At 44.9% G+C, this 23,373-nt stretch carries 25 protein-coding genes; 23 read left to right on the forward strand and 2 right to left on the reverse strand.

Annotated elements, in window-relative coordinates:
• The 8 genes from AB6E85_RS09525 to AB6E85_RS09560 all read left to right on the forward strand — a co-directional run bounded on the left by AB6E85_RS09525 (position 1) and on the right by AB6E85_RS09560 (position 5,734).
• Positions 1 to 336, forward strand: coding sequence for a helix-turn-helix domain-containing protein (locus AB6E85_RS09525; protein WP_372142427.1), 336 nt, complete (start codon positions 1 to 3; stop codon positions 334 to 336).
• Entirely contained in the window at positions 337 to 1,305 is a 969-nt protein-coding gene (locus tag AB6E85_RS09530; RefSeq protein ID WP_372142429.1) for a MarR family transcriptional regulator, read from the forward strand.
• Positions 1,306 to 1,311: 6 nt separating this feature from the next.
• On the forward strand, positions 1,312 to 3,069 hold the full coding sequence (locus tag AB6E85_RS09535) for a transposase (RefSeq protein ID WP_372142431.1): 1,758 nt from the start codon (positions 1,312 to 1,314) through the stop codon (positions 3,067 to 3,069).
• Complete coding sequence (locus AB6E85_RS09540) at positions 3,041 to 4,153, forward strand: ExeA family protein (RefSeq protein WP_372142432.1); 1,113 nt, start codon at positions 3,041 to 3,043, stop codon at positions 4,151 to 4,153. Before AB6E85_RS09535 ends, AB6E85_RS09540 begins: the two co-directional genes overlap by 29 nt.
• Positions 4,154 to 4,155: 2 nt before the next feature.
• A complete protein-coding gene (locus AB6E85_RS09545; protein WP_372142434.1) occupies positions 4,156 to 4,458 on the forward strand; it encodes a hypothetical protein in 303 nt (100 codons plus the stop codon).
• Positions 4,439 to 4,591, forward strand: coding sequence for a hypothetical protein (locus AB6E85_RS09550; RefSeq protein WP_372142436.1), 153 nt, complete (start codon positions 4,439 to 4,441; stop codon positions 4,589 to 4,591). Before AB6E85_RS09545 ends, AB6E85_RS09550 begins: the two co-directional genes overlap by 20 nt.
• Positions 4,592 to 4,610: 19 nt before the next feature.
• The gene (locus tag AB6E85_RS09555; protein WP_372142437.1) at positions 4,611 to 5,042 is read left to right on the forward strand and encodes a hypothetical protein; all 432 of its coding nucleotides are present in this window, start codon (positions 4,611 to 4,613) and stop codon (positions 5,040 to 5,042) included.
• Between the two features lie 374 nt (positions 5,043 to 5,416).
• Positions 5,417 to 5,734: a DUF3622 domain-containing protein gene (locus AB6E85_RS09560; RefSeq protein WP_004734416.1), complete on the forward strand. Its 318-nt coding sequence runs from the start codon at positions 5,417 to 5,419 to the stop codon at positions 5,732 to 5,734.
• Positions 5,735 to 5,928: 194 nt separating this feature from the next.
• On the opposite strand, the gene AB6E85_RS09565 is transcribed toward AB6E85_RS09560, so the two are convergent.
• Positions 5,929 to 6,975: a succinylglutamate desuccinylase/aspartoacylase family protein gene (locus AB6E85_RS09565; RefSeq protein ID WP_372142438.1), complete on the reverse strand. Its 1,047-nt coding sequence runs from the start codon at positions 6,973 to 6,975 to the stop codon at positions 5,929 to 5,931.
• 271 nt (positions 6,976 to 7,246) lie between these two features.
• On the opposite strand from AB6E85_RS09565, the gene AB6E85_RS09570 reads away from it, so the two are divergent.
• Positions 7,247 to 7,786: a DUF3332 family protein gene (locus tag AB6E85_RS09570; protein ID WP_004734414.1), complete on the forward strand. Its 540-nt coding sequence runs from the start codon at positions 7,247 to 7,249 to the stop codon at positions 7,784 to 7,786.
• A 170-nt stretch (positions 7,787 to 7,956) separates the two neighbouring features.
• Here AB6E85_RS09570 and AB6E85_RS09575 read toward each other — a convergent pair whose 3' ends face one another.
• Positions 7,957 to 9,429, reverse strand: coding sequence for an aminoacyl-histidine dipeptidase (locus AB6E85_RS09575; RefSeq protein ID WP_229648623.1), 1,473 nt, complete (start codon positions 9,427 to 9,429; stop codon positions 7,957 to 7,959).
• Between the two features lie 1,064 nt (positions 9,430 to 10,493).
• On the opposite strand from AB6E85_RS09575, the gene AB6E85_RS09580 reads away from it, so the two are divergent.
• The 14 genes from AB6E85_RS09580 to pgpA all read left to right on the forward strand — a co-directional run bounded on the left by AB6E85_RS09580 (position 10,494) and on the right by pgpA (position 23,286).
• Positions 10,494 to 11,783, forward strand: coding sequence for an NCS2 family permease (locus AB6E85_RS09580; RefSeq protein WP_017060789.1), 1,290 nt, complete (start codon positions 10,494 to 10,496; stop codon positions 11,781 to 11,783).
• An 84-nt stretch (positions 11,784 to 11,867) separates the two neighbouring features.
• Positions 11,868 to 12,332 (forward strand): oxytetracycline resistance phosphoribosyltransferase domain-containing protein Tet(34), encoded by a 465-nt coding sequence (gene tet(34), locus AB6E85_RS09585; protein ID WP_009847475.1) that lies wholly within the window; start codon positions 11,868 to 11,870, stop codon positions 12,330 to 12,332.
• 89 nt (positions 12,333 to 12,421) lie between these two features.
• Positions 12,422 to 13,675 carry an esterase FrsA gene (gene frsA / locus AB6E85_RS09590; protein WP_048605532.1) on the forward strand — a complete coding sequence of 418 codons (1,254 nt, stop codon included), beginning with the start codon at positions 12,422 to 12,424 and terminating at the stop codon, positions 13,673 to 13,675.
• Between the two features lie 144 nt (positions 13,676 to 13,819).
• A complete protein-coding gene (gene crl, locus AB6E85_RS09595; RefSeq protein ID WP_017060787.1) occupies positions 13,820 to 14,209 on the forward strand; it encodes a sigma factor-binding protein Crl in 390 nt (129 codons plus the stop codon).
• A gap of 76 nt (positions 14,210 to 14,285) precedes the next feature.
• Positions 14,286 to 15,470 carry a glutamate 5-kinase gene (gene proB, locus AB6E85_RS09600; protein ID WP_012604650.1) on the forward strand — a complete coding sequence of 395 codons (1,185 nt, stop codon included), beginning with the start codon at positions 14,286 to 14,288 and terminating at the stop codon, positions 15,468 to 15,470.
• 66 nt (positions 15,471 to 15,536) lie between these two features.
• A complete protein-coding gene (locus AB6E85_RS09605; RefSeq protein WP_372142439.1) occupies positions 15,537 to 16,787 on the forward strand; it encodes a glutamate-5-semialdehyde dehydrogenase in 1,251 nt (416 codons plus the stop codon).
• 156 nt (positions 16,788 to 16,943) lie between these two features.
• Positions 16,944 to 17,393, forward strand: a complete 450-nt coding sequence (gene nrdR / locus AB6E85_RS09610; RefSeq protein ID WP_004734394.1) for a transcriptional regulator NrdR — start codon at positions 16,944 to 16,946, stop codon at positions 17,391 to 17,393.
• A 40-nt stretch (positions 17,394 to 17,433) separates the two neighbouring features.
• Positions 17,434 to 18,531 carry a bifunctional diaminohydroxyphosphoribosylaminopyrimidine deaminase/5-amino-6-(5-phosphoribosylamino)uracil reductase RibD gene (ribD, locus tag AB6E85_RS09615; RefSeq protein WP_372142440.1) on the forward strand — a complete coding sequence of 366 codons (1,098 nt, stop codon included), beginning with the start codon at positions 17,434 to 17,436 and terminating at the stop codon, positions 18,529 to 18,531.
• A gap of 52 nt (positions 18,532 to 18,583) precedes the next feature.
• Positions 18,584 to 19,240, forward strand: a complete 657-nt coding sequence (locus AB6E85_RS09620; protein WP_048612249.1) for a riboflavin synthase — start codon at positions 18,584 to 18,586, stop codon at positions 19,238 to 19,240.
• Positions 19,241 to 19,348: 108 nt separating this feature from the next.
• Positions 19,349 to 20,458, forward strand: coding sequence for a bifunctional 3,4-dihydroxy-2-butanone-4-phosphate synthase/GTP cyclohydrolase II (gene ribBA, locus AB6E85_RS09625; RefSeq protein ID WP_050644924.1), 1,110 nt, complete (start codon positions 19,349 to 19,351; stop codon positions 20,456 to 20,458).
• A gap of 295 nt (positions 20,459 to 20,753) precedes the next feature.
• Entirely contained in the window at positions 20,754 to 21,224 is a 471-nt protein-coding gene (gene ribE / locus AB6E85_RS09630; RefSeq protein WP_004741508.1) for a 6,7-dimethyl-8-ribityllumazine synthase, read from the forward strand.
• Entirely contained in the window at positions 21,224 to 21,691 is a 468-nt protein-coding gene (gene nusB, locus AB6E85_RS09635) for a transcription antitermination factor NusB (protein WP_004734399.1), read from the forward strand. Before ribE ends, nusB begins: the two co-directional genes overlap by 1 nt.
• Positions 21,692 to 21,805: 114 nt before the next feature.
• Positions 21,806 to 22,780: a thiamine-phosphate kinase gene (gene thiL / locus AB6E85_RS09640; protein WP_372142506.1), complete on the forward strand. Its 975-nt coding sequence runs from the start codon at positions 21,806 to 21,808 to the stop codon at positions 22,778 to 22,780.
• Positions 22,780 to 23,286 carry a phosphatidylglycerophosphatase A gene (gene pgpA / locus AB6E85_RS09645; protein WP_017060782.1) on the forward strand — a complete coding sequence of 169 codons (507 nt, stop codon included), beginning with the start codon at positions 22,780 to 22,782 and terminating at the stop codon, positions 23,284 to 23,286. The genes thiL and pgpA overlap by 1 nt, the downstream gene beginning before the upstream one ends.
• The last annotated feature ends 87 nt before the right edge of the window (positions 23,287 to 23,373 follow it).

Below are 23,373 nucleotides of genomic sequence, written 5' to 3' on the forward strand. Positions count from 1 at the left end.
ATGAAAAGTAAATATCAGAACTCTATAGCAGGGTACAACTTGAAGCCAACACGATTAGCACTCGATCTTCTTGAATTTATGAGCACTCAAGGTGTTGAAGGAGCAAGCTTAAAACAGTTAGGCGATCACACTGGCATTCCTAGAGCGAGTCTTCATCGTTATTTACAAGTTCTTGTCGATAGCGGATGGGTCGATACCGTTGGAGGGCAGAAGTCGATGTTATGGAAGCCTTCTAACCATTTCATCAAGTTAGCATTCAGCTACAGAAATGCTGTACGCGAGCAAGTAGAGGCCATTGGGTCTGAATTTAAAGATTTGACGGGTGAGGAGCTATAGATGTCAGATGAAATGAAAAAATTAGCAGTGGCGCAGCAAACATTGAGTGATGCTCAAGAGTTGAATGCTGCTGAAGCGTTAAACATGGCAACGTCAGCAGAGGCAAGCATTGATATTGGTATGTTTTTAGGCCGAGTTCAGATGGCGCAGTCATTTGCAGTTTTCGCCGAGACCGTCAGTTTATCGACTCTTAAAGAGATGAAAGAAACGAAAAGGTATAGAGAATTAAAGGGTCGAACGATTAACCACCCTGCAAATACTTCCGATGGCGTCGAAAATGTAGTTGTTCTTAAAGGCACTTGGGATGAGTTTTGCCGATTATGTGGTACGTCAAAATCGAAGATTGATGAGGACTTAATGAACCTTTCTCTATTTGGTGAAAAAGCCCTTCAATCAATGCAAACCCTAGGGGTGACAACCAAAGATTTACGCCGTCTTCGTAAGCTTCCCCAAGAAGAGCTAACGGCTATCGTAGAAGGTGAAGTTGTCAAAGTACAAGACCGAGATGAAGCCTTAGAAATCATTGAAGAGTTGTCTGCGAAACATCGTCAAGAGAAGCAAGTACTTCAAAATGAGGTCAATAGCTTGGCGCAAGAAAAGCAGTCTAATGAACGCTTACTTATTGATAAAGATAAGAAAATAAACAGTTTATCTAAAAAGTTAGATAAGCCTCTGTCACCTGCGCAGACTCGCCAGAAAGAAGAAGAGCTGAACAGTCAATTGTTAGAGCAATTGAATATTGCAGCACTTGCGGTAGATAGCGGTTTAGCGCGTCTTTTTGATGCAATTCAAACCATTCAAGACAATGACCACCCTATCGATATTGATCAAGCGTGTGAAGACACCCTCTTTCGAGTATTAGAGCGTTTTCTAAGCCTTTCTGGGGATATGGGGATCGCTGCTCATGTCATGACGCATTTAGAGCAATGGCATGAAGAGAGTGCTTTGCTGATGAGTAGCGAGGGTTAATCCACTATGAATGCACTTGAGCTAGAGCGAGCACAATACCTCACGCGCTTAATGGCTGAGTTAGACAGTGCAGGACGTGGTGATAAAGGGACGATTGTTCAGCGTGCCACGGAGTATCTGTGTATCTCGAAAAACAAGCTGTATCAAGAGCTTGCTGATTTAGGCTGGGTATCAGGTCGCAAAAAACGCACTGACAGTGGTGAATTAGCGTTAACACGCTCTGAAACTGAATTACTCGCTAACTTGATGCGTCAAAGCGAACGAGACAGTGGTAAGCGACTAATGACCATTCGTGATGCAATTGATATTGCGCTGGCAAATAAGCACCTTACTAGGGATGTCTCAGAATCCACGGTCTTACGCGCCTTCAGTCGATTTCGAGTTCACCCTAACCAGTTGAATGTAATGGAAACCACAACGAGTCAACGTTCGTTGCACCCGAATCATGCGTGGCAATTCGATGTGTCTATTTGTGTGCTGTATTACCTCAAAGGTGGGAAAGGCTTGCGAGTCATGGCAGAGGACGAGTTCTACAAGAACAAGCCTAAAAACCTTGATCGTATTGTGAATGAACGTGTGCTGCGCTATCTCGCTACCGACCATTACAGCGGTGCTTTCTTCCTGCGCTACTACGTGGCACCAGGTGAAAACACGGAGACCATCACCAAGTTTTTATTTGAAGCCTTTTGTGAGCGTAGTACGAATGAATTGATGTATGGCGTGCCTAAGCTGCTTATCTGGGATGCAGGCTCAGCCAACATCGCGCACCAAACGCGCCATATGCTGGACATGCTTGAGGTCAAACACATCGCGCATACGCCTGGTCGCCCTTGGGCAAAAGGTCAGGTGGAATCAACTCACAACCTTGTCGAGTGTCGCTTTGAGAGTCGCCTTGCTTTTATCACGATCAACTCGATTGAAGAGTTAAATCAATACGCTATCAAGTGGTCTATTGGCTTCCAATCGTTGAAAGCACATAGCCGACACAAGAGCAGTCGCTTTGGGCTGTGGCAGACCATACGGACGGAACACTTACGTTTAATCAATAACATAGAGTTGGTGAAAAGCATGATGCAGCAAACCAAACCAGAAGTGAGAAAAGTACGTCCGAATGAGTTGAGTATCAGCTTTGCGCCGAAAGGCTATGCGTCATTGGATTATTCGTTAACACATATTCCCCACATTATCGCAGGGGATGAAGTCAAAGTGTTTGTGAACCCATATAAAGCCCCTGCAATTCGAGTGATTAGTATGGACGAACAAGGGCGAGAGCACACACATGAAGCATTGCCTATTGAACGTGATGCCGCTGGGTTTAACTTACAAGCCCCGATTATCGGTGAGCAACACAAGGCTGTTCGAGAAACGCAATCAGACATTAACCGTAAACGACTTGATACCGCTGCATGGGGCACGGACAACCCACGAGCGATTAAGAAAGTTCGTAAAGGGCGCACGCCCGCCTTCGATGGTGCCATTAACCCAATGGCTGACATTGAGCAACAATCAACGCCGTCGTTCTTATCAAGAAAAGGCACCACCATGGATATTGAAGGACAAGCGTTAACGGAACATAAAACAACGTTTATAGGGGCTTTAAACCGCCTTAAAAAAGCCCTCAACCCATCGAGAGAAGAGTTGACAACCCTTAGGGCTGTATTGAAGCAAAAACACCCTCAGGGAGCCTCTGAGCGCGAATTACAGATATTTATTGAATTGTGGGAGCAAGAAGCCAATGAGCACACTCAGAACGCGGCTAGATGAGGCAGGGTTAACCATCCGCTCGTTAGCTGACTATTTAACGATGAATTACAGCACGGTTTACAAGGCCGTTCGTCAAAATGAACCGCCAAAGCGACAAGCAGAAGAATTTAAACAGAAAGTGAATGCGTTTTTCGTATCACAAGGGCTAGAGGGTATAAGCGGTTGGTCATTGGGCGCAACCAATGACCAACCTAAACCCCAGCAAGAAGAAATCAATCAGGACATCGAACTGGAGAACCAAATGCTAACACAAGAAGCCATGAAACACTTCAAGCTATTCAGAAACCCGTTTATCAACGACATTCGCGCGGTTCGTGACATCTTCATGAACGAAGATACCCGTTACGTACTGGCAGCAATGAAAGACGTGTCGCGTAATCAGGGCATTCTAGCGGTTGTGGGCGACTCAGGTGCAGGGAAAAGCGTTCTACGCCGCCTATTGCTGGATGAATTGCACAATGACGGTGATATCTCTGTCATTCAGCCCAAAATCATTGATAAAACGCGTGCCACGGCAGCGGGTATCTGTGATGCCATCATTAACGATATCAGCAGCGAGACACCGAAACGCAGCATGGAAGCCAAAGCACGACAGGTTGAACGCCTCTTAATGACGGCCTCGAAAGGTGGTCAACGACATGTACTTATTATTGAAGAAGCGCACGACTTGACTATCCCTGTCATGAAGTACCTTAAGCGTTTCTGGGAGTTAGAGGACGGGTTTTCTAAACTCCTTGGGATTCTACTTGTGGGTCAAACAGAGCTGTTTCACCGCCTTGACGAACGCCGCCATTATGAGCTTCGAGAGTTTATCCGCCGCTGTATGGTGGTCGAAGTCCCACCACTGGAACATGATATTGAAGCCTACCTAAGACATAAGTTTGAACGTGCTGGCTGTGACTATAACAAGATCATGGACAGCAGCTCTGCCCCTGCCTTAAAAGAACGCTTAAAGACTCGACGTACCCAATCAGGGAGCCTTGTGTACCCTCAGATTATCAACAACCTCATCACCAAAGCGATGAACCTTTGTGCTTCGTTAGGTGAAGACAAAGTGACTGACGACATCATTAAGGAGCTGTAAGCATGGATACGCAATCAAACAAAACGAACGTTGATATAGACCTGAGTTGGACGCAGCTTCATCAATATTCTGACGAGCTTCTATTGGGGAGTCCAACGTCAATGATTGAGGATGGAACGGCAATACTGACGTTGTTGCAGGATTACTTATTGCACGTCCATGCTGCAAATCAACTTCAACACACCCCCATCGAAGGGCTGACAGGCTGCTTGCAAGTCGCTGAAGGTTTGATTCGTATGGGGAATGAAATTCGATGCTATCAAGACCGTACGGGAGAGGTTCGAGATGAAAAAGCCACTTCTTAGCGCCGCTGAAAGCCACGAACTTGCTTGTCGTGTGTCCGCTTTAGGAGCTAAGCAAGTGCTTGAGCTTTTGCGCGAACTACAAAATCAAGCATTCGACCATGAGAAAAAGACTAAGCAATCATTGAGACATTAAATTAATTCAAGGAGATATGATGAGCAATCAAAATGCTAATTACCATCCTTTAAATACGGCTGAATATTCATTTAACGAAGCGAATTTAATTGAAGCAAAAGCTAGTTTTGATAGAGCTAAGTTGGCTTTTACTCGCGCACGGAATGCATTTGATGATGCTTCAATCGTTCTTGAACGCGCATCCGTAACTCTGGCTCTAGTTGGCTCAGAAGGAACAAAAGCTATGCGAGAGCAACAAGCAGCCGCTAAAGTTGAACTTGTAAAAGAATTACTCGTTAGCGACCGAGCGATATCAGTACCAATTGATTTACTTAAAGAGCTTGAACGATTTCTCAGGGAGAACATTGTCCAGAAATATCGTCACCCAAAAAAAACGCTGCAACCAAGTGCCTTTGATTTTGAGATCCTGTATGCCAGATTTGAATCGATGTATGGTGCATATTTAACTTAGAACTAAATATTCAATGATTGCAAAAAGCACGAACCTAGGCTCGTGCTTTTTTGTATATTTACTTCCTCAGGTGCAACGCACATCCCATTACACGGGATTCAAAAAAATCTAATTATCTTGAAATTTAGCGAGTATTATCTCGGCTCTGCACAGCACAGAAGTTGATGATGAATCGAGAGTTACGAACCCATTGAAATCAGGCGCAAACGATTTGCAGCATGGGAGTGTGATCCGCTGCAAATATTTGCAGCAATATTCATTGATTTGTGCTCTAATACCGCGCTTACCAAGGGATGGTGTTAAAAGATGCTCACTTAGATGGAGTTATCAAAGTGACCGATCCCTTAATGATCTCCCTTAGGAAAAAATAGAACATGTCTAAGAACAAAAAATTTGATATCCGCCTTACAGAAAAACGCAACGGTTGGTGTGCAGAGATTACTCGTCAAGTAACGTCTCGCAGCACAACAGTATCTAAGCGTGAGTCTGGTTTCGAAACTGAAGCTCTAGCACAAGAGTGGGCAGAGAAAGAGCTAGCATCTTTCATCTCAAACCAAGCTGAACGTAACGAGCGTAAATCAGAGCAGCGTAAAGAGCGTGACGAACTACGTCACACTAAAGAGCTTAAAGCTGAGCAAGCACGTGAAGCACGCGCAAAAGCTCGTGAAGAAGAGCAAGAAGACGCTGAGTAATCCAGTGCACAATTAATTTACAGGTCCCTTAATTTTAAGATAAGGGACAAGTAAAAAAAGCCCCGATATAGCTTTTCTCTTTCTAGTTAAAAGTTTATCGGGGCTTTTTCATTTGTGGCGTATTAGTCTGGATAACGTAACCACTCATGGCTGGTGGCTACGTATCTGATTCACTAATTACCCGAATTCGGTCCTTAGTTGTTTAGCGCTGTCAGCCAATCGTCTTCCGCGACTTCTTCAATGTAACTCTCTACAGACTGTCCCACTTCATCATCATCTTGCTTGAAGTAAGCAATGTGGAATACTGCGTCACCTTCGTTTACCAACGGTAGAGTTTGCTGACCAATCACGATACCGCCTTTAGTGGTGATTACTTGGCCTTCTTGATGACCCAATGGAGAACTGATGTAAGCCAGGGTTTGTCCTGCTTCAACTTGTTCGCCAAGCCTTACCATATTACGCAAAATGCCGTCTGATTCAGCGCGGATCCAACTGGTCGATTTACTCAATACTGGCTCTGGTAACTTCTTACGGTTAGGGCGCAGCATGCCGATTTCTTTCATCACTTGATGCACGCCAAGGTAACCCGCACGAATCGCTAGGTGATCAAAACGCAGCGCTTCACCACCTTCGTAAGTTAATACAGGAATACCCAGTTTTTCCGCTTCGCTGCGCAATGAACCATCACGCAGTGGAGAATCTATGATCACGGGTGTTGCGAACGCTTTTGCGATGCGCAGTGTTTCAGGGTTCGACAGGTTTGCACGGATCTGTGGCAAGTTAGTACGGTGAATCGCACCTGTGTGAAGATCCAAAATGTAATCACAGTGCTTCGCTACGTTCTCAAAGAAGGTGTGAGCGATGCGTGATGTCAGTGATCCTTTTTCACTTCCTGGGAAGCAACGGTTCAGGTCACGACGGTCTGGTAGGTAACGAGACTTATGGATAAAGCCGAACACGTTAACGATAGGCACGACAATCAAGGTTCCTTTCAGTTTCTTTGGATCAATCGCATTGGTCAGCTGTCGTGCAATCTCAACACCGTTTAGTTCATCTCCGTGGATCGCCGCGTTTACCATCAGTGTTGGGCCCGCTTGACGACCATGAATAATTTCAATCGGGATCGAAAGTGGAGAATGCGTGTAAAGCTGAGCCGCTTGCAGTTCAATCTCCATTCTCTGTCCTGGCTGAACAGTATAACCAAGTAATTCGAATGGTTGATTAGGTTTTAGTCTTGCCATTTAGGTTGTTCTCAACATGGTGATAATTCGTTAACACGGAATGTATCAATCGTTGATTTTTAGTACGAATCAATCGCTTTACGGTGACGACAAAACTTTTTTATGGAGGGGTTTCTTAATTGGTTTCTGTTTTTGATTTGGCTAGTTAGAAGGGGTTTATAATTGTGAATTTCCTGACAATACATTGATTTAACGCTGATATTTATTGTTCGGTTGGTTGGTATTATCCATCGCCATTTTTTGGCGGCCAAATTCAAATATCGAGATCAAAATGAAAAAAACAATTTCAAAAGTTGTAGCACTAGCAGTGGTATCTGTTGCTCTATCTGGCTGTGTGGGTAGTAATGCAGTAACCGGTTATCTAATGAAGTTTAACGTGAAGGCTGTTGATAACCGTTATGCTCGTGGTGGTTTGAACATACTACTTGCACCTGCGTATGGTCTAACGGTTGCTGCCGATTACCTAGTATTCAACTCACTAGAGTTCTGGACGGGTAGCAACCCACTAACAGGTGCTCCGCACATCTTTGATACTAAGACTGATACTTACCTTGATATCAACGATCAGCTTGATAAGTCACTGACTGAAGCGCCAGTAGGCCCGATCACGAGTGCCGATATGATTGAGAAAGGTCAAATGCAGCAGATCGACGAAAACACTATCCAAATGGACATCACTTATCAATCTGGTGAGCGTGCGACGTTAATCGGTGTTCGTGAAGGCGAGATGGTGACGTACTTCATCGACGGCGAAGTCGTGGCACAAACTTCAATTGATGAGCTAGAAAGCTACGCGGCTTCACGCGCTTAATTATTTATCTAGTCATAAGTAGCAGTGACAAAGATTAGATACAAAAACAGGTACTCATTGAGTACCTGTTTTATTTTGTTCTCAATAAACGGTGTTTACTGAAAAGTGCTATTTATTGAAGAGCCCATTTATTGGAAACACCATTTACTGAAAAACACTAGCGAATCGATTTATGCTTTTTCTGGGATCGCAGCAAGTAATGCAACCATTTGGTTCCAGAACAGCTCAACTGTGTCGATCTTCACTTTCTCATCAGGAGAGTGTGGGAACTTGATCGTTGGGCCGAAAGAAACCATATCCATGTTCGGGTAAGGTTCTTTGAACAGACCACACTCAAGGCCAGCATGGATAACCATGATGTTTGGCTTGTGACCGTAGATGCCTTCGTACATGTCGCGGAAGATATGCATGATCTCTGAATCTGCGTCTGGCTTCCAACCTGGGTAAGCACCAGAGAACGCGATGTTAGCGCCTGCTAGTTCAGCAACAGAGTGAAGCATACTTTCTACTTGGCTACGACCAGAGTCGATAAGAGAACGGATCAAGCAAAGTACTGTGATTGAATCTTCTTCCGTTGTGATAACACCTACGTTTAGAGACGTTTCAACAACACCTTCAATCTCGTCACTCATACGAATCACGCCGTTTGGACATGCGTTAAGTGCCGCGATAAAGCGAGCTTGGTCTGCTGACGCTAGTGCGCCTATTGCTACAGAAGCTTCTTCATTGAAAGTCACGATGCTGTCTTCTACTTTACCTAGCTCTGTTGAAAGCAGCTCAGTGTAGTAGTTGTATAGCGAAGCTAATTTCTCTTGGTTTGCAGCAGGAACCGCAACCGTTACGAAGCCCTCACGAGGGATCGCATTACGAAGGCTGCCACCTTTGAATTCGACGATGCGAAGGTCTAGCTCTTTTGCGTGACCCGCTAGGAAGCGAGCAAGCAGTTTGTTTGCGTTTGCACGACCGGTGTGGATGTCACAACCAGAGTGACCGCCTTTTAGGCCTTTTAGCGTTAGCTTGCGTGTTACAAAGTCAGCTGGAATCGCATTACGTGCAATTTCAAATGTCATTGCGCCGTCGATACCGCCCGCACAACCCATGTACACTTCGCCTTCTTGCTCTGAGTCAGTATTAAGAAGGATATCGCCTTCTAACCAACCCGCTTCAAGACCGAACGCGCCAGTCATGCCTGCTTCTTCATCTACAGTGAGTAGAACTTCGATAGGGCCATGTTGGATTTCGTTTGAAGCAAGAACGGCTAAGCAAGAAGCCATGCCCATGCCGTTATCAGCACCAAGCGTTGTGCCTTTTGCTGTAACCCATTCGCCATCGATGTATGGCTGGATTGGATCTTTTGCAAAGTCGTGATCAGTGTCTTCGTTCTTTTGTGGAACCATATCGATGTGAGCTTGTAGCACGACACCTTTTTTGTTTTCCATACCCGGCGTTGCTGGCTTTTTGATGAATACGTTGCCCGTTGGGTCGCGACGTACATCTAGGCCTTGCTCTGTTGCCCACGCAATAATGTATTGAGCAAGCTCCTCTTCATGTTTCGAAGGGTGCGGGATTGAACAAATTTTATCGAAAAACTGCCAAATAGGGGCAGGGGACAATTTACTGATCTCAGAATGGAATTCAGACACGGATGACTCCTTTTTTATTTGATAACCATATATTTAGGATTTCTATAGGTAAAAACTTAGAATAAAAATCTAAAATATGGGTCTGTTTTGATGGCAACAGCATACCACTTGAGCGTTTTGACGAGTAGCGGTTATAAACCTCAAATACCTCAAATTTTGAAAGCGATCTTGTCCACCTGATCATAATTAAGAGACTTGATGCTTATAAATGGCGCAGGCAAACGTTTGTTTAATTCCATTCTGTAATTTAATTACAGAAATAAGTTTTCAAAATAACCATAATTGGCCAAAAGTGTGACGCATAGCAAAAAATACTTGTAATCTTTTTTCTTTAGGGTATATTAATAACCAACTTCTGAGATGAAGAGTAAATGCTCAAAGGATGAGTCCGTTTTATCGCCTCCAAGGAACCGAGAAATCAAATTCGTTTTTTATTGATTTATTAAGGTGATAGTTATGAAAGGTTTACCATCTGCAATGTTCTGGATTAACAGCTCTGTTTACACTAGCAACTTTGCATACCCTACAAGCTTTGGTTACTAATACCGTAAGCATGTAACTCGAACAGTTTTGTTCACCCCTATATATTGGAATTCTTTTACAGCCCTTTTGGTTGACAGATTCTACCGCCACTCAGTTTTGAGTGGCGTTTTTTTTGCCTACTACTTTTCCAAACCGCTTTCGCTTGTCACTTTCTTTGCTGTTCTGAGTGGTTGTTTTTTAAACGCCAAAATATCAATTTGCGTCTTATTACTGATCCTGTTGAAAAATACACAACTCTTGTGGGTTTAAATTGAGAATATGATGGCTACATTCTCAATGGAAATAACCGACGGTTGAAAAAATAACCAAGTAATCACATCGCCTTTATTTCATTTAATCTATTGTTTTTAATGGTTATTATTCTTGTTATTCCTCATTTGTAATCGCTTTGTTTCATACGGCATTCTGATAAATATCGATTAGAGCCTTAATTCTATCTGGAATTTGTTATTTGATAACTTTATAATCCACAGCCAATCGTTTACGCAACCGTTTACTTTTTACCCTTATAGGATTCGATAATGTTCGAAAAGCTATTCAAACTCAGTGAAAATGGCACCAATGTGCGCACTGAAATCATCGCAGGTCTAACCACCTTCCTAACAATGGCTTACATCATTTTTGTAAACCCAATGATTCTAGCTGATGCTGGTATGGACCATGGCGCTGTATTTGTAGCAACCTGTTTAGCGGCTGCTATTGGCTGTTTCATCATGGGCTTTGTTGCTAACTACCCAATTGCTCAAGCACCAGGCATGGGCTTGAACGCATTCTTTACCTACGCTGTTGTAATGGGTATGGGTTATACGTGGCAAGTTGCTCTGGCAGCGGTTTTCGTATCAGGCGTGATCTTCATCTTCTTAAGCATCTTTAAGATCCGTGAATGGATTATCAACTCGATCCCTATGTCTCTGCGTGTTGGTATCTCTGCAGGTATCGGTCTTTTCCTAGCGTTTATTGCGCTTAGCAATGCAGGCATCGTTGTTTCTAACCCAGCAACTAAAGTTTCACTGGGCGACATTACCGCGATTGCTCCTATCCTGGGCTCACTTGGTTTCTTCCTAACGATTGCTCTTGTTCACCGTGGCGTGAAAGGTGCAGTAATGATTGCGATTCTAGCTATCACAGCTCTTGGCATTGTTATTGGTGACGTTCAATACGGCGGCATCATGTCTACACCACCAAGCCTTGCACCGACATTCATGCAGCTTGATTTCTCTGCGGTATTTGAAATCGGTATGATTTCAGTGGTATTCGCATTCTTGTTCGTCGATTTGTTCGATACAGCAGGCACTCTGGTTGGTGTTGCAACGAAAGCAAACCTAATCAAAGAAGACGGTAAACTACCTCGTTTGAACAAAGCATTGCTTGCTGACTCTACAGCAACATCTATTGGTGCATTGCTAGGTACATCAAATACTACTTCTTATGTTGAGAGTGTTGCGGGTGTTGCTGAAGGCGGCCGTACCGGTCTAACGGCTGTTGTTGTTGGTATCTTATTCCTATTGGCTCTTTTCTTCTCGCCACTTGCAGGTATGATTCCGGCTTACGCAACATCAGGTGCACTTTTCTATGTAGCAATTCTGATGATGTCTGGCCTAGTTGGCATTGATTGGCGTGATCTTACGGAAGCAGCACCAGTCGTGGTAACATGTCTGCTTATGCCGCTGACGTACTCTATCGCTGAGGGTATCTCACTAGGTTTCATCGCTTACGCTGCAATTAAGCTGCTAAGTGGTAAAGGTCGCGACGTTTCACCTGCTGTGTGGGTAATGTCGGCTATCTTTATTCTTAAATACATTTTCGCTTAATCGTCTAGATTTCTGCTTAATCGCTGAAGAGGCTATGTTTGAAATAGCCTCTAATAACATGACAAAATTATTAGGTTTTATACTATGAGCAACAAATTCGTTATCACTTGGGACAACATGCAGACTTACTGCCGTCAACTTGCTGAAAAGCAAATGCCAGCAGAGCAGTGGAAAGGCATCTGGGCAGTAAGCCGTGGTGGTTTGGTTCCTGGTGCAATCTTGGCTCGTGAGCTAGGTATTCGTCACGTAGATACGATTTGTATTTCTAGCTACGACCACGATCACCAACGTGATATGACTGTAGTTAAAGCACCTGAAGGTGACGGCGAAGGCTTCCTAATCGTTGAAGACTTGGTTGATAGTGGTGACACTGCACGTAAGCTTCGCGAAATGTACCCTAAAGCGAAACTGATCGCTGTATGTGCAAAACCATCTGGCGCTGATTTGCTAGACGAGTACATTGTTGATATCGCTCAAGACACATGGATTGAGCAACCTTGGGATACTAGCCTAAGCTACGTTGAGCCAGTAAATCGCAAGTCAAAATAAGCGTAAACTTAGTTTTTTGAGAAATGACCCTTTATAGGGTCATTTTTTTTTATATTATTAGTGACAACCATTTCTTATTAAGTATCCCAATGTCTGAACCAGAAGAAACGAGCTCGAACCTTTCGGAAACGTTGTTTGTAAAGCACAAGCAGGCGAAAGAGACCTCAATGTTGACACAATACATGCCAAGCTCTGAAGCGTTATTGGATGAGAAGCGTGAACAGCAAAACTCATCATGGTATCGAAACCTAAGACGTCTTCAGTGGGTATGGCAAGGCGTTAATCCAATAGAGCAGGAAGCGGTATTGGCTCGCATCGCGTCATCAGATAACTCTCGTACAATCGATGAGTGGCTTGATACGGTCATGGGTTACCGAAGTGGTAACTGGGCATACGAATGGACCAAGCTGGGTATGCAGCATCAGAATCGTTCTAATGATAAGAGCGGTGAAGAGATGGCTGAAGAGCTATTTTCAGCATCGTTGTGCTTCAGTATTGCGGGTTACCCACACCTCAAGAACGACAACTTAGCGGCTCAGGCTCAAGTGTTGGCCAACGCAGCCTATTCTGAAGCGATCAAGCACACTAAGTTGATCGTCAAACAGATTGATATTCCATACCAAAACAAGAAGATCAAAGCGAACTTGCACCTAACCAAGACAGACAAACCACAACCGGTTGTGATTGTCAGCGCGGGATTAGATAGCTTGCAAACCGATATGTGGCGCCTGTTTAGGGATTACTTAGCACCAAAGAACATTGCCATGTTAACGGTAGACATGCCATCAATAGGGCACAGTGCACATTGGCCGTTAACAGAAGACTCATCTTGTCTTCACCAAGCGGTGCTGAATGAATTGCCTAACATCCCATGGGTCGATCACCACAAAGTCGGCTTGTTTGGTTTCCGCTTCGGTGGCAATGCGATGGTGAGATTATCTTTCCTTGAGCAACATAAGATTAAAGCGTGTATCTCTTTAGGCGCGCCAATTCACGACATCTTTGTTCATGCCGACAAACTGAAACAGATGCCTAAGATGCATCTAGATGTGTTGGCTTCGCGCCTTGGTAAAGGGGCGGTCGATATCAATAGCCTTTCTGGGCAGCTGATGGCGTGGTCACTCAAGGTACAAGGTTTGCTGTCAAACAGTAAAACCAGTGTTCCTATCTTGGCATTGGCTCTGGAAGGCGACCCGGTTTCACCGCCAATGGATAATCAACTGGTTGCTATTTACAGTGATTACGGAAAAGCGAAGAAAATCAAAGCTAAGTCAATTACACAAGGTTATGAGCAATCCCTCGAATTGGCGATAAAGTGGCTTGAGGATGAATTATTTAGATGACATTTCTCCTAAATTAGTTAAGCATGAAAAGTGTACAAACTAAGTACCTGATACTCAGGGGTAATTTATAAAATCCAAATGCGTAGTTTCTACGTATAACAGTCTGAGTAACGTCATTCTTAACATTGAAAATGGAGATTCAATATGTCAGAAGTGACACAACAACCTACGCATTACCGCTTGTTGAATGTTTTAAAGGCGATCGGGCCTTACTTAAGGGAACCGCAATCAGAAGAAGGCCACTATATCTTTGATTGCTTGTCTGTATGTGTGAACGATAAAAAATCACCAGAAGAACGCGAGTTCTGGGGCTGGTGGCTGGAATTGGATAAGTCGGAAGAGGGATATTCGGCGAAGTACAATATCGGCAAGTACAACATCGATGGTAACTGGGATTCTTTGCCGTTACCTAAAAAGGCGGTCGCTGAGGTCTCTCGAACTCAAGAAGCCTTCCACAAAAAACTGGTTGATGAACTTCAAAGTAAGTTTGAAATCAGTATCCAATTAGACGAAGAGTCTGTCGAATTCGTCTAATTTTAAAGGTTACTCTTCTATATAAAGCAAAAAGGTGCGATTTCGCACCTTTTCTGCTTGTGAATTCCCCTTTTGATTGCTAAAACATCACCTCTTATTTGTTTTATCCATAAAAGACTTCATGACAACAAATCATCAAAGCGGGACAACAACACAGCGTAAAACTGTCGTTGTTAAACTGGGTACCAGTGTCTTAACTGGTGGAACATTGGCATTAGACCGCGCTCATATGGTTGAGCTGGTTCGTCAATGTGCTGAATTAAAAAAACAAGGCCATTCTGTGGTTATGGTTTCGTCTGGCGCAATTGCAGCAGGACGTGAGCACCTTGGTTACCCCGCACTTCCCAACTCAATGGCGAGCAAACAGTTGCTTGCGGCAGTTGGGCAAAGCCAGTTGATTCAAGTTTGGGAGTCTTTGTTTGCTATTTATGGCCTTAAGATTGGCCAGATGCTACTGACTCGTGCTGATCTCGATGATCGCGAGCGTTTTCTTAATGCACGTGACACGATCAACGCACTGGTTGAGCACGATATTATTCCGGTAGTAAACGAAAACGACGCAGTAGCCACCAACGAAATTAAAGTGGGCGACAATGATAACTTGTCGGCCTTAGTGGGTATTTTGTGCGGTGCTGATAAGCTTTTGCTACTAACAGACCAAAAAGGCCTGTTTACGGCTGACCCTCGTAAAGACCCAAATGCTGAGCTCATCAAAGAAGTGAAAACCATTGATGACACACTGCGCAAGATCGCAGGCGGCAGCGGTACGACATTAGGTACCGGCGGCATGGCGACAAAACTGCAGGCGGCTGATATTGCTCGTCGCGCAGGCATCGAAGTGATTATTGCGGCGGGCAGTGCTGAAAATGTGGTGTTTGACTCACTGAGTGACAACCCACAAGGCACACGTTTCTTGCCTTTAGCCGAAGCACTTGAAAACCGTAAACGCTGGATTTTAGCGGGCCCTGCTTCAGCAGGTGACATCGTGGTCGACGACGGTGCAGTAAACGCAGTCAACACCAAAGGCAGCAGCTTGTTGGCGAAAGGGGTTGTTCGAGTTAAAGGCGAATTTTCTCGTGGTGAAGTTACCCAAGTCACAGACAGCAAAGGCAAAGTAATTGCGCGTGGTATCGCCAGTTACTCCAGCCAAGACCTAGCAAAAATTGCAGGCAAGCACAGTAAAGATATTGGCGACATTCTTGGATACGATTATGGGTCAGAAGTCATTCACCGTGACGACCTAGTTGTGATTCAAGAGTAGCTCGTGATGATAAGGCAATTCGCCTTTTTGCATCCAAAGACAGACAGAATTTAGGGAGAGTTAAACGTGGATTTAACTAACATGGGTATCGCAGCAAAAGACGCTGCTTTCCACCTAGCGACCGCATCTACGGCGCAAAAGAATAAAGCATTGGCGATCATCGCTGATGAGCTAGAAGCAAACGCAGCAATGATTTTAGAAGCGAACGCGAAAGATATCGAATTAGGTCGCGAAGCGGGTTTAACCGACGCACTGCTTGATCGTTTACTTCTTAATGAAGAGCGCTTAACCGGTATCGCTAATGATGTGCGTAACGTGATCAGCCTGCACGACCCTGTAGGCAGCGAAATCGACAGTAAGGTACTGGAAAACGGTATGTCACTGTCTCGCCGCCGTGTGCCACTTGGTGTGGTGGGTGTCATCTACGAAGCGCGTCCGAACGTAACCATCGATATTGCCGCTCTGTGTCTGAAGACAGGTAACGCAAGCATTCTACGTGGTGGTAAAGAGACGTTCTTCTCGAACATGGAACTGGTTAAGGTTATCCAGTCTGCATTAGAGAAAGCAGAGCTTCCAGCCGCTTCTGTTCAGTACATCGAGAAGCCTGATCGTGAACTCGTTTCTCAACTGCTTAAACTGGACGACTACGTGGATATGATCATTCCTCGTGGCGGCGCTGGCTTGCACAAGATGTGTAAAGAGAACAGCACCATTCCAGTTATCATCGGCGGCTTTGGTATCAGCCATATCTTCGTTGATGAAAGCGCTGATCTTGAGAAATCTGTCGATGTGGTTGAAAACTCAAAAGTTCAACGTCCATCGGCGTGTAACTCGTTAGATACACTGCTAGTGCATCAAGCGGTTGCTGAAGCTTTCCTAACTAAGCTGAAACAGCGTTTAGCCGGCAAGGTAACCTTAGTTGCTGATACCAGTGCAAAATCGCTGCTAGCGGGTTTCGAAGACCAACGTGATGCGGTTGAAGGCGACTTTGACACTGAATGGCTAAGCTACACGCTCGGCGTGAAAGTGGTAGCGGATGTGACAGAAGCGATTGACCACATGCGTGTACACAACGCGAGTCACTCAGATGCGATCATGACTAACAGCCTAGAGAGCTCAGAGCGTTTCATTAACTCTGTTGGTTCTGCAGCGGTTTATGTGAATGCATCAACACGTTTCACTGATGGCGCACAGTTTGGTTTAGGCGCTGAAGTAGCCGTGTCTACTCAGAAATTGCATGCTCGCGGCCCAATGGGCTTAGAAGAGCTGACAAGCTACAAATGGGTAGGTAAAGCGAACTATTTAGTCCGCGGTTAACGCTGGTCGTTAATTTTACTCCTCAGCTCATTTTTGAAATGGCGATCGAGTAGCAATAATCAATGAATCACCACACAAAAGGGCCTTAATTGGCCCTTTTTCTTTCCTAACGTTTGGCAATTCCGTTACACTGATATTCAATTATTTGGAGGTGATATGCATTGTCCTTTTTGTTCAGAGAACGACACTAAAGTAATCGATTCAAGACTGGTAGCCGATGGCCATCAGGTTCGTCGTCGCCGTCAATGCCTTGCATGTAGTGAACGTTTTACTACGTTCGAATCGGCAGAACTTGTGATGCCTAAGGTCATAAAGTCGAATGGAAACCGCGAACCATTTAATGAAGATAAAATGGTGGGTGGTGTACAGCGCGCCCTAGAAAAACGCCCAGTGAGTGCTGATGCGATTGAACTTGCGATCAGTACGATTAAGTCACAACTCCGTGCAACTGGTGAGCGTGAAGTACCAAGCGAGATGATTGGTAATCTTGTGATGGGCCAATTGAAAGAATTGGATAAAGTGGCGTACATCCGTTTTGCCTCTGTTTACCGCAGCTTTGAAGACATTCGAGAGTTTGGCGAAGAAATCGCTAAATTAGAGGATTAACTCCTCAATCATGTCAAACTTTACTCCCCTAGATTTTCAAATGATGTCGCGTGCTATTCAATTAGCGAAACGCGGCATTTACACCACTGCGCCAAACCCGAATGTGGGTTGTGTAATTGTACAAACTGATGGTCAGATCGTTGGCGAAGGTTTTCATGCCAAAGCCGGTGAGCCTCATGCTGAAGTATATGCCATGCGAATGGCGGGCGATAAGGCAAAAGGTGCGACGGCTTATGTCACGCTAGAGCCTTGTTCTCATTACGGTCGAACGCCACCTTGTGCAGAAGGTTTGATTAAGGCTCAAGTTTCAAAAGTGATTTGCGCGATGCAGGACCCAAACCCAAAAGTCGCAGGTCGTGGTATTAAAATGCTACGCGATGCGGGTATTGAGGTTGAAATCGGTTTGCTAGAGCAAGACGCTCTCGACTTGAACCCTGCATTTATCAAGCGTATGCAAACTGGCATGCCATTCGTTCAGTTAAAGATGGCGGCTAGCCTTGATGGCCAAACAGCATTGAATAATGGTCAAAGCCAGTGGATCACGTCGCCAGAAGCGCGTCGTGATGTTCAGAACTACCGAGCAAAATCAGGCGCTGTGTTATCAACTAGCCAGACGGTGATTGAAGACAACGCGTCGTTGAATGTTCGTTGGGCAGAGTTGCCAAGCAGTATCAAAGATCATTACGCTGAAGACGAGCTGCGTCAGCCGATTCGCGTGATTCTTGATCGTCAAAACCAACTGCGTCCTGAACTCAAGTTATTCCAGACTCCAACATCCGTGTTGAGAGTTGCCGAAGCGTCTGCTGATATTGAAGTCGCAACCACAGATGCAGGTCAGCTCGATTTGCACGATCTGATGCGTCAATTACCTGCGAATCATATCGACCATATTTGGGTCGAAGCGGGCGCTACATTGGCAAAAAGCTTGATTGAAGAACAGCTGGTGGATGAGCTAATCCTCTATTTAGCACCTAAACTTATGGGCAGTGACGGACGAGGTTTGATGGGCGCATTAGGGCTCACTTCAATGTCTGACGTTATTGACCTAGAAATTAGAGATGTTCGACAGGTTGGTGTGGATATTCGTATCGTGGCGAAACCAATAGTCGCGAAACCGACAGTAACGAAACCACAGTAGAAATAGTTACTCCAACTGCATACGTGTCGTTGACAACAAAAAGAGTTTTAAAATGTTTACAGGAATTGTAGAAGCCGTAGGTACATTGAGTGCAATTACTCCCCGCGGAGAAGACATCACCGTAACGGTTAACGTTGGTAAGCTTGATATGGCTGACGTTCAGTTAGGCGACAGTATCGCTACCAATGGTGTGTGTTTGACTGTGGTTGAATTTAACGACCACAGCTACAGTGCAGACCTTTCGCTTGAGACCCTGAAAAAAACGGGTTTTGTCGATTACCAAGCGGGCGATAAAGTTAACCTTGAGAAAGCAATGTTACCAACCACGCGTTTCGGTGGGCACATCGTGTCTGGTCACGTTGATGGCGTGGGTGAGATTGTTGAACGTAACCAAGTCGGTCGTGCGATTGAGTTCTGGGTAGAAATGCCAGCAGAAATCTCAAAATACGTGGCTCAAAAAGGTTCAGTAACGGTCGATGGTATCAGCCTGACTGTGAACGATTTACGCAAGAACGCATTCAAGCTGACTATCGTTCCTCACACTTCTTCAGAAACCACCATCGACCAATTCAATGTCGGTCGTAAAGTGAATCTAGAAGTCGATGTATTAGCGCGTTACATGGAGCGTTTACTGCAAGGTCAGCAACAAGAGTCTGAGCCTGAATCTCGATTAACGATGGAATTCTTACAGCAGAATGGTTTTGCCTAACCGTTGATACAAAGTGCGTTAAGCGAGACTTTGTAAAGCGAAGCAATATCATCAGGTTTAAATAGTGTCGGTTCTAGGAATCAGAACCATTTCAAAGGATATAGAACAATGCCAATTAGTACTCCTCAAGAAATTATTGAAGACATTCGCCTAGGAAAAATGGTTATCCTGATGGATGATGAAGATCGCGAAAATGAAGGCGATCTGATCATGGCAGCAGAACATGTGACGCCAGAAGCGATTAACTTCATGGCGATGTATGGCCGTGGCTTAATCTGTCTGACGCTAACCAAAGAGCGTTCAAGCCGTATGGGTCTAGCTCCTATGGTTCAAGACAACAATGCACAGTACACCACCAACTTTACGGTTTCGATTGAAGCGGCTGAGGGTGTAACGACGGGTATATCTGCATCAGACCGTGCAGTGACGGTTCAAGCGGCAGTGGCGAAAGATGCGAAAGCGGCTGATCTTGTTCAACCTGGTCATATTTTCCCACTGACAGCGCAAGATGGCGGTGTTCTGACTCGCGCAGGACACACAGAAGCAGGTTGTGATTTAGCACGCCTAGCAGGCTGTGAGCCAGCATCTGTTATCGTTGAGATCCTAAACGACGACGGCACTATGGCTCGTCGTCCTGATCTTGAAGTGTTTGCTGAAAAACACGACATCAAGCTAGGCACCATTGCAGACTTGATTGAATACCGCAACAACACAGAAACAACGATTGAACGTGTAGCACAATGCCATTTACCAACTGAATTTGGTGATTTCGAGCTGGTGACTTACCGCGATACGATTGATAACCAGATCCACTACGCGATGCAAAAAGGCGACCTAACTGAAGGTGCTCCTTTAGTACGTGTTCACCTGCATGACACGTTCACCGATCTGCTTCATTCAGACCGCGGTACTGAGCGTAGCTGGTCGCTAGATAAAGCGATGAAGCGCATTGGCGACGAAGGCGGTGTGTTGGTTATTCTTGGCAACGAAGAGTCGTCTGATTCTTTGATTCACAAAGTGAAGACATTCGAAGCGCAAGACAAGAACGAACAGCCAACTATGGCGAAGAAGCAGGGTACCTCGCGTCGTGTTGGTGTCGGTTCTCAGATTCTTCAAGATCTAGGTGTGCACGATATGCGTCTGCTTTCTTCAAGCACTAAGCGTTACCACGCATTGGGTGGTTTTGGCCTTAACGTTGTTGAGTACGTTTGCGAATAAATCATACGTCAGCGAGCAGACGTTTCTCCGTTTGTAGCAACATAATTTACCGATGATTTCAGTGGCTCTTTTGGTGATAAATCTTGCCAAAAGAGCAAAGTAGCCAAGTCCGACTCAAAACGTGTTCAACACACAAACTTGGTTACTCGCTGTTCCTATATGCTTGGGATCAGCGCTGCATTATCATCTTTACATTGCCGGTGTCTGTTCTTCTAAATTACCATTAGATATTGCTCACAGTTTTGTGCTAGAATCCGGCGATTCTCACTTGATGAAAATAGTTAAAGGAAGGCTTATGAAAGTGATCGAGGGTGGCTTCCCAGCGCCAAATGCAAAAATTGCTATCGTTATTGCTCGTTTCAACAGTTTTATTAACGAAAGTTTACTTTCTGGTGCAATCGATACTTTAAAGCGTCATGGACAAGTAAGCGAAGACAACATCACTGTTGTTCGTTGCCCTGGTGCAGTAGAACTTCCACTTGTAGCGCAGCGCGTTGCAAAAACAGGTAAGTTCGATGCGATTGTATCTCTTGGTACAGTAATTCGTGGCGGTACACCTCACTTTGACTATGTTTGTAGTGAATGTAATAAAGGTTTGGCACAAGTGTCTCTGGAATATTCTCTTCCAGTAGCGTTTGGTGTTCTTACTGTTGATACGATCGATCAAGCTATTGAACGCGCAGGAACCAAGGCTGGTAATAAGGGTGCAGAAGCAGCACTTAGCGCACTTGAGATGATCAACGTTCTTTCTGAAATCGATTCCTAATGGGGGCCAGTGTGAAACCAGCCGCACGTCGTAACGCACGTCAATTTGCTCTACAAGCAATTTATTCTTGGCAAATTACTAAAGAAAATATTGCTACCGTTGAAGAACAGTTCTTATCTGGTGGTAAGTATGATGAAGAAGAGCATCATGCTGCAGAGCCTGCTCTTGCTATGCCAGAAACAGACGTTGCATACTTCCGCGACCTACTAACTGGTGTTGCTCTTAGCCACATGGAACTTGATAGCAAGCTTCGTCCATTCGTATCTCGCCCTATGCAAGATCTGGATCTGATGGAACTAGCGCTTCTACGTTTAGCTATGTACGAGATGACTCGTCGCGAAGATGTACCATACAAAGTGGTTATCAACGAAGCTATCGAGCTTGCAAAAGTATTTGCAGCAGAAGACAGCCATAAGTTTGTTAACGGTGTGCTTGATAAAGCTGCACCGCACGTTCGTAAGAAATAAGACGTTCGTATATTGAATCTAAAGGTCAGCTTTCATGCTGGCCTTTTTTGTAACTAAATTTCTGTAATATCCATGATTACGGCGATTTTTATGAGACTAAAGATAGGGCATGTGATGTCTGGCGAATTTAACCTGATTGAAAAATATTTTGTAAATCGACAACCACAACGTAAAGACGTTCTTCTAGCTGCTGGCGATGATTGTGCTTTGGTCAAAGCGCCGGGCAATGTTGAGATAGCGATCAGCACGGACACCTTAGTGGCTGGTACCCATTTCTTAGCTGAGGCGAATCCGGCTTGGGTGGCACACAAGGCGTTGGCTTCCAATATCAGTGACCTTGCGGCAATGGGCGCGACGCCTGCTTGGGTGTCATTTGCTTTAACCATGCCTGAAGTGGATGAAGCATGGCTTGCTCCTTTCTGTGACTCCTTTTTTAAACTCGCAGACTACTTTGGTATTCAGTTAATTGGTGGTGACACCACCAAAGGCCCACTAAGCCTGACACTGACTGTACAGGGCTTTGTTCCTGAAGGACGAGCGCTGCGTAGAGATGGCGCGAAAGTGGGTGACTGGATTTACGTAACAGGTAACCTAGGTGACAGTAAAGCTGGCCTAGAGGTACTACTGAACCCTGAGCAGAACAGAGCGAAGCCCTATGCTGCTGAGCTAGAAGAGAGACATTATGTGAGCGCTCCACGAGTGTTAGCGGGTCAGGCGCTTGTGAACCTTGCTTCATCGGCGATTGATATCTCTGATGGCGTTATTGCTGATTTAAAACATATCCTTAAGCGTTCTCAAGTTGGCGCGAGTATTGATGTAAGCACGCTGCCAATCTCTGCAGAATTACGTCAGTTCGTTCCTGATATCACTTCAGCTCAGCAATATGCGCTGACCAGTGGTGAAGAGTACGAACTGTGCTTTACTGTACCAGAAGAGAATAAAGGGTCGTTGGAAAGTGCTTTGTCACACACTGGTACAAAAGTCACCTGCATTGGCCAGATAAGACCTGTAGAATATTTTGAATTACACAATAATGGTGAACCACTAAGCTGGAACTTAACTGGTTACGATCACTTTAAGGTTAATTGATGACAAACCCACTTTCTCTTATTTCTCTTAAAAACCCTTGGCATTTCTTAGCAACGGGTTTTGGCAGTGGCTTATCGCCTATTATTCCCGGCACTATGGGCACGCTCGCGTCTATTCCGTTGTACCTATTGTTGGTTCAGTTACCGTTTCCTGCGTACGTTGCAGTGGTGGTGGTAAGCTGCATTATTGGTATTAAGATCTGCCAAGTAACGTCTGATGATATGGGCGTGCATGACCACGGTTCTATCGTTTGGGATGAGTTTGCGGGCTTTTGGATCACCATGAGCTTAGTGCCTATGTTGAATATCCCTGCTGATGACTGGAAATGGCTTCTGACTGGTTTTGTGCTTTTCCGCTTCTTTGACATGGTAAAACCATGGCCGATTGGTTGGCTAGATGCGCGAATTCACGGCGGCTTGGGTATCATGATTGACGATATTGTAGCGGGTATTATGGCGGCTATTTCGTTGTATGCCGTGGCACATTTCGCTGGTTGGTTAGTGTGAGTTAACTGAAGGGCTAAGGTTTCGCAGTTGATACACCAAACTAACTAATTGATACTAAAAAGGTTGACCCTAGGGCCAACCTTTTTT

Source organism: Vibrio sp. 10N.247.311.51 (genome assembly GCF_041467855.1).
Lineage (GTDB): Bacteria > Pseudomonadota > Gammaproteobacteria > Enterobacterales > Vibrionaceae > Vibrio > Vibrio coralliirubri.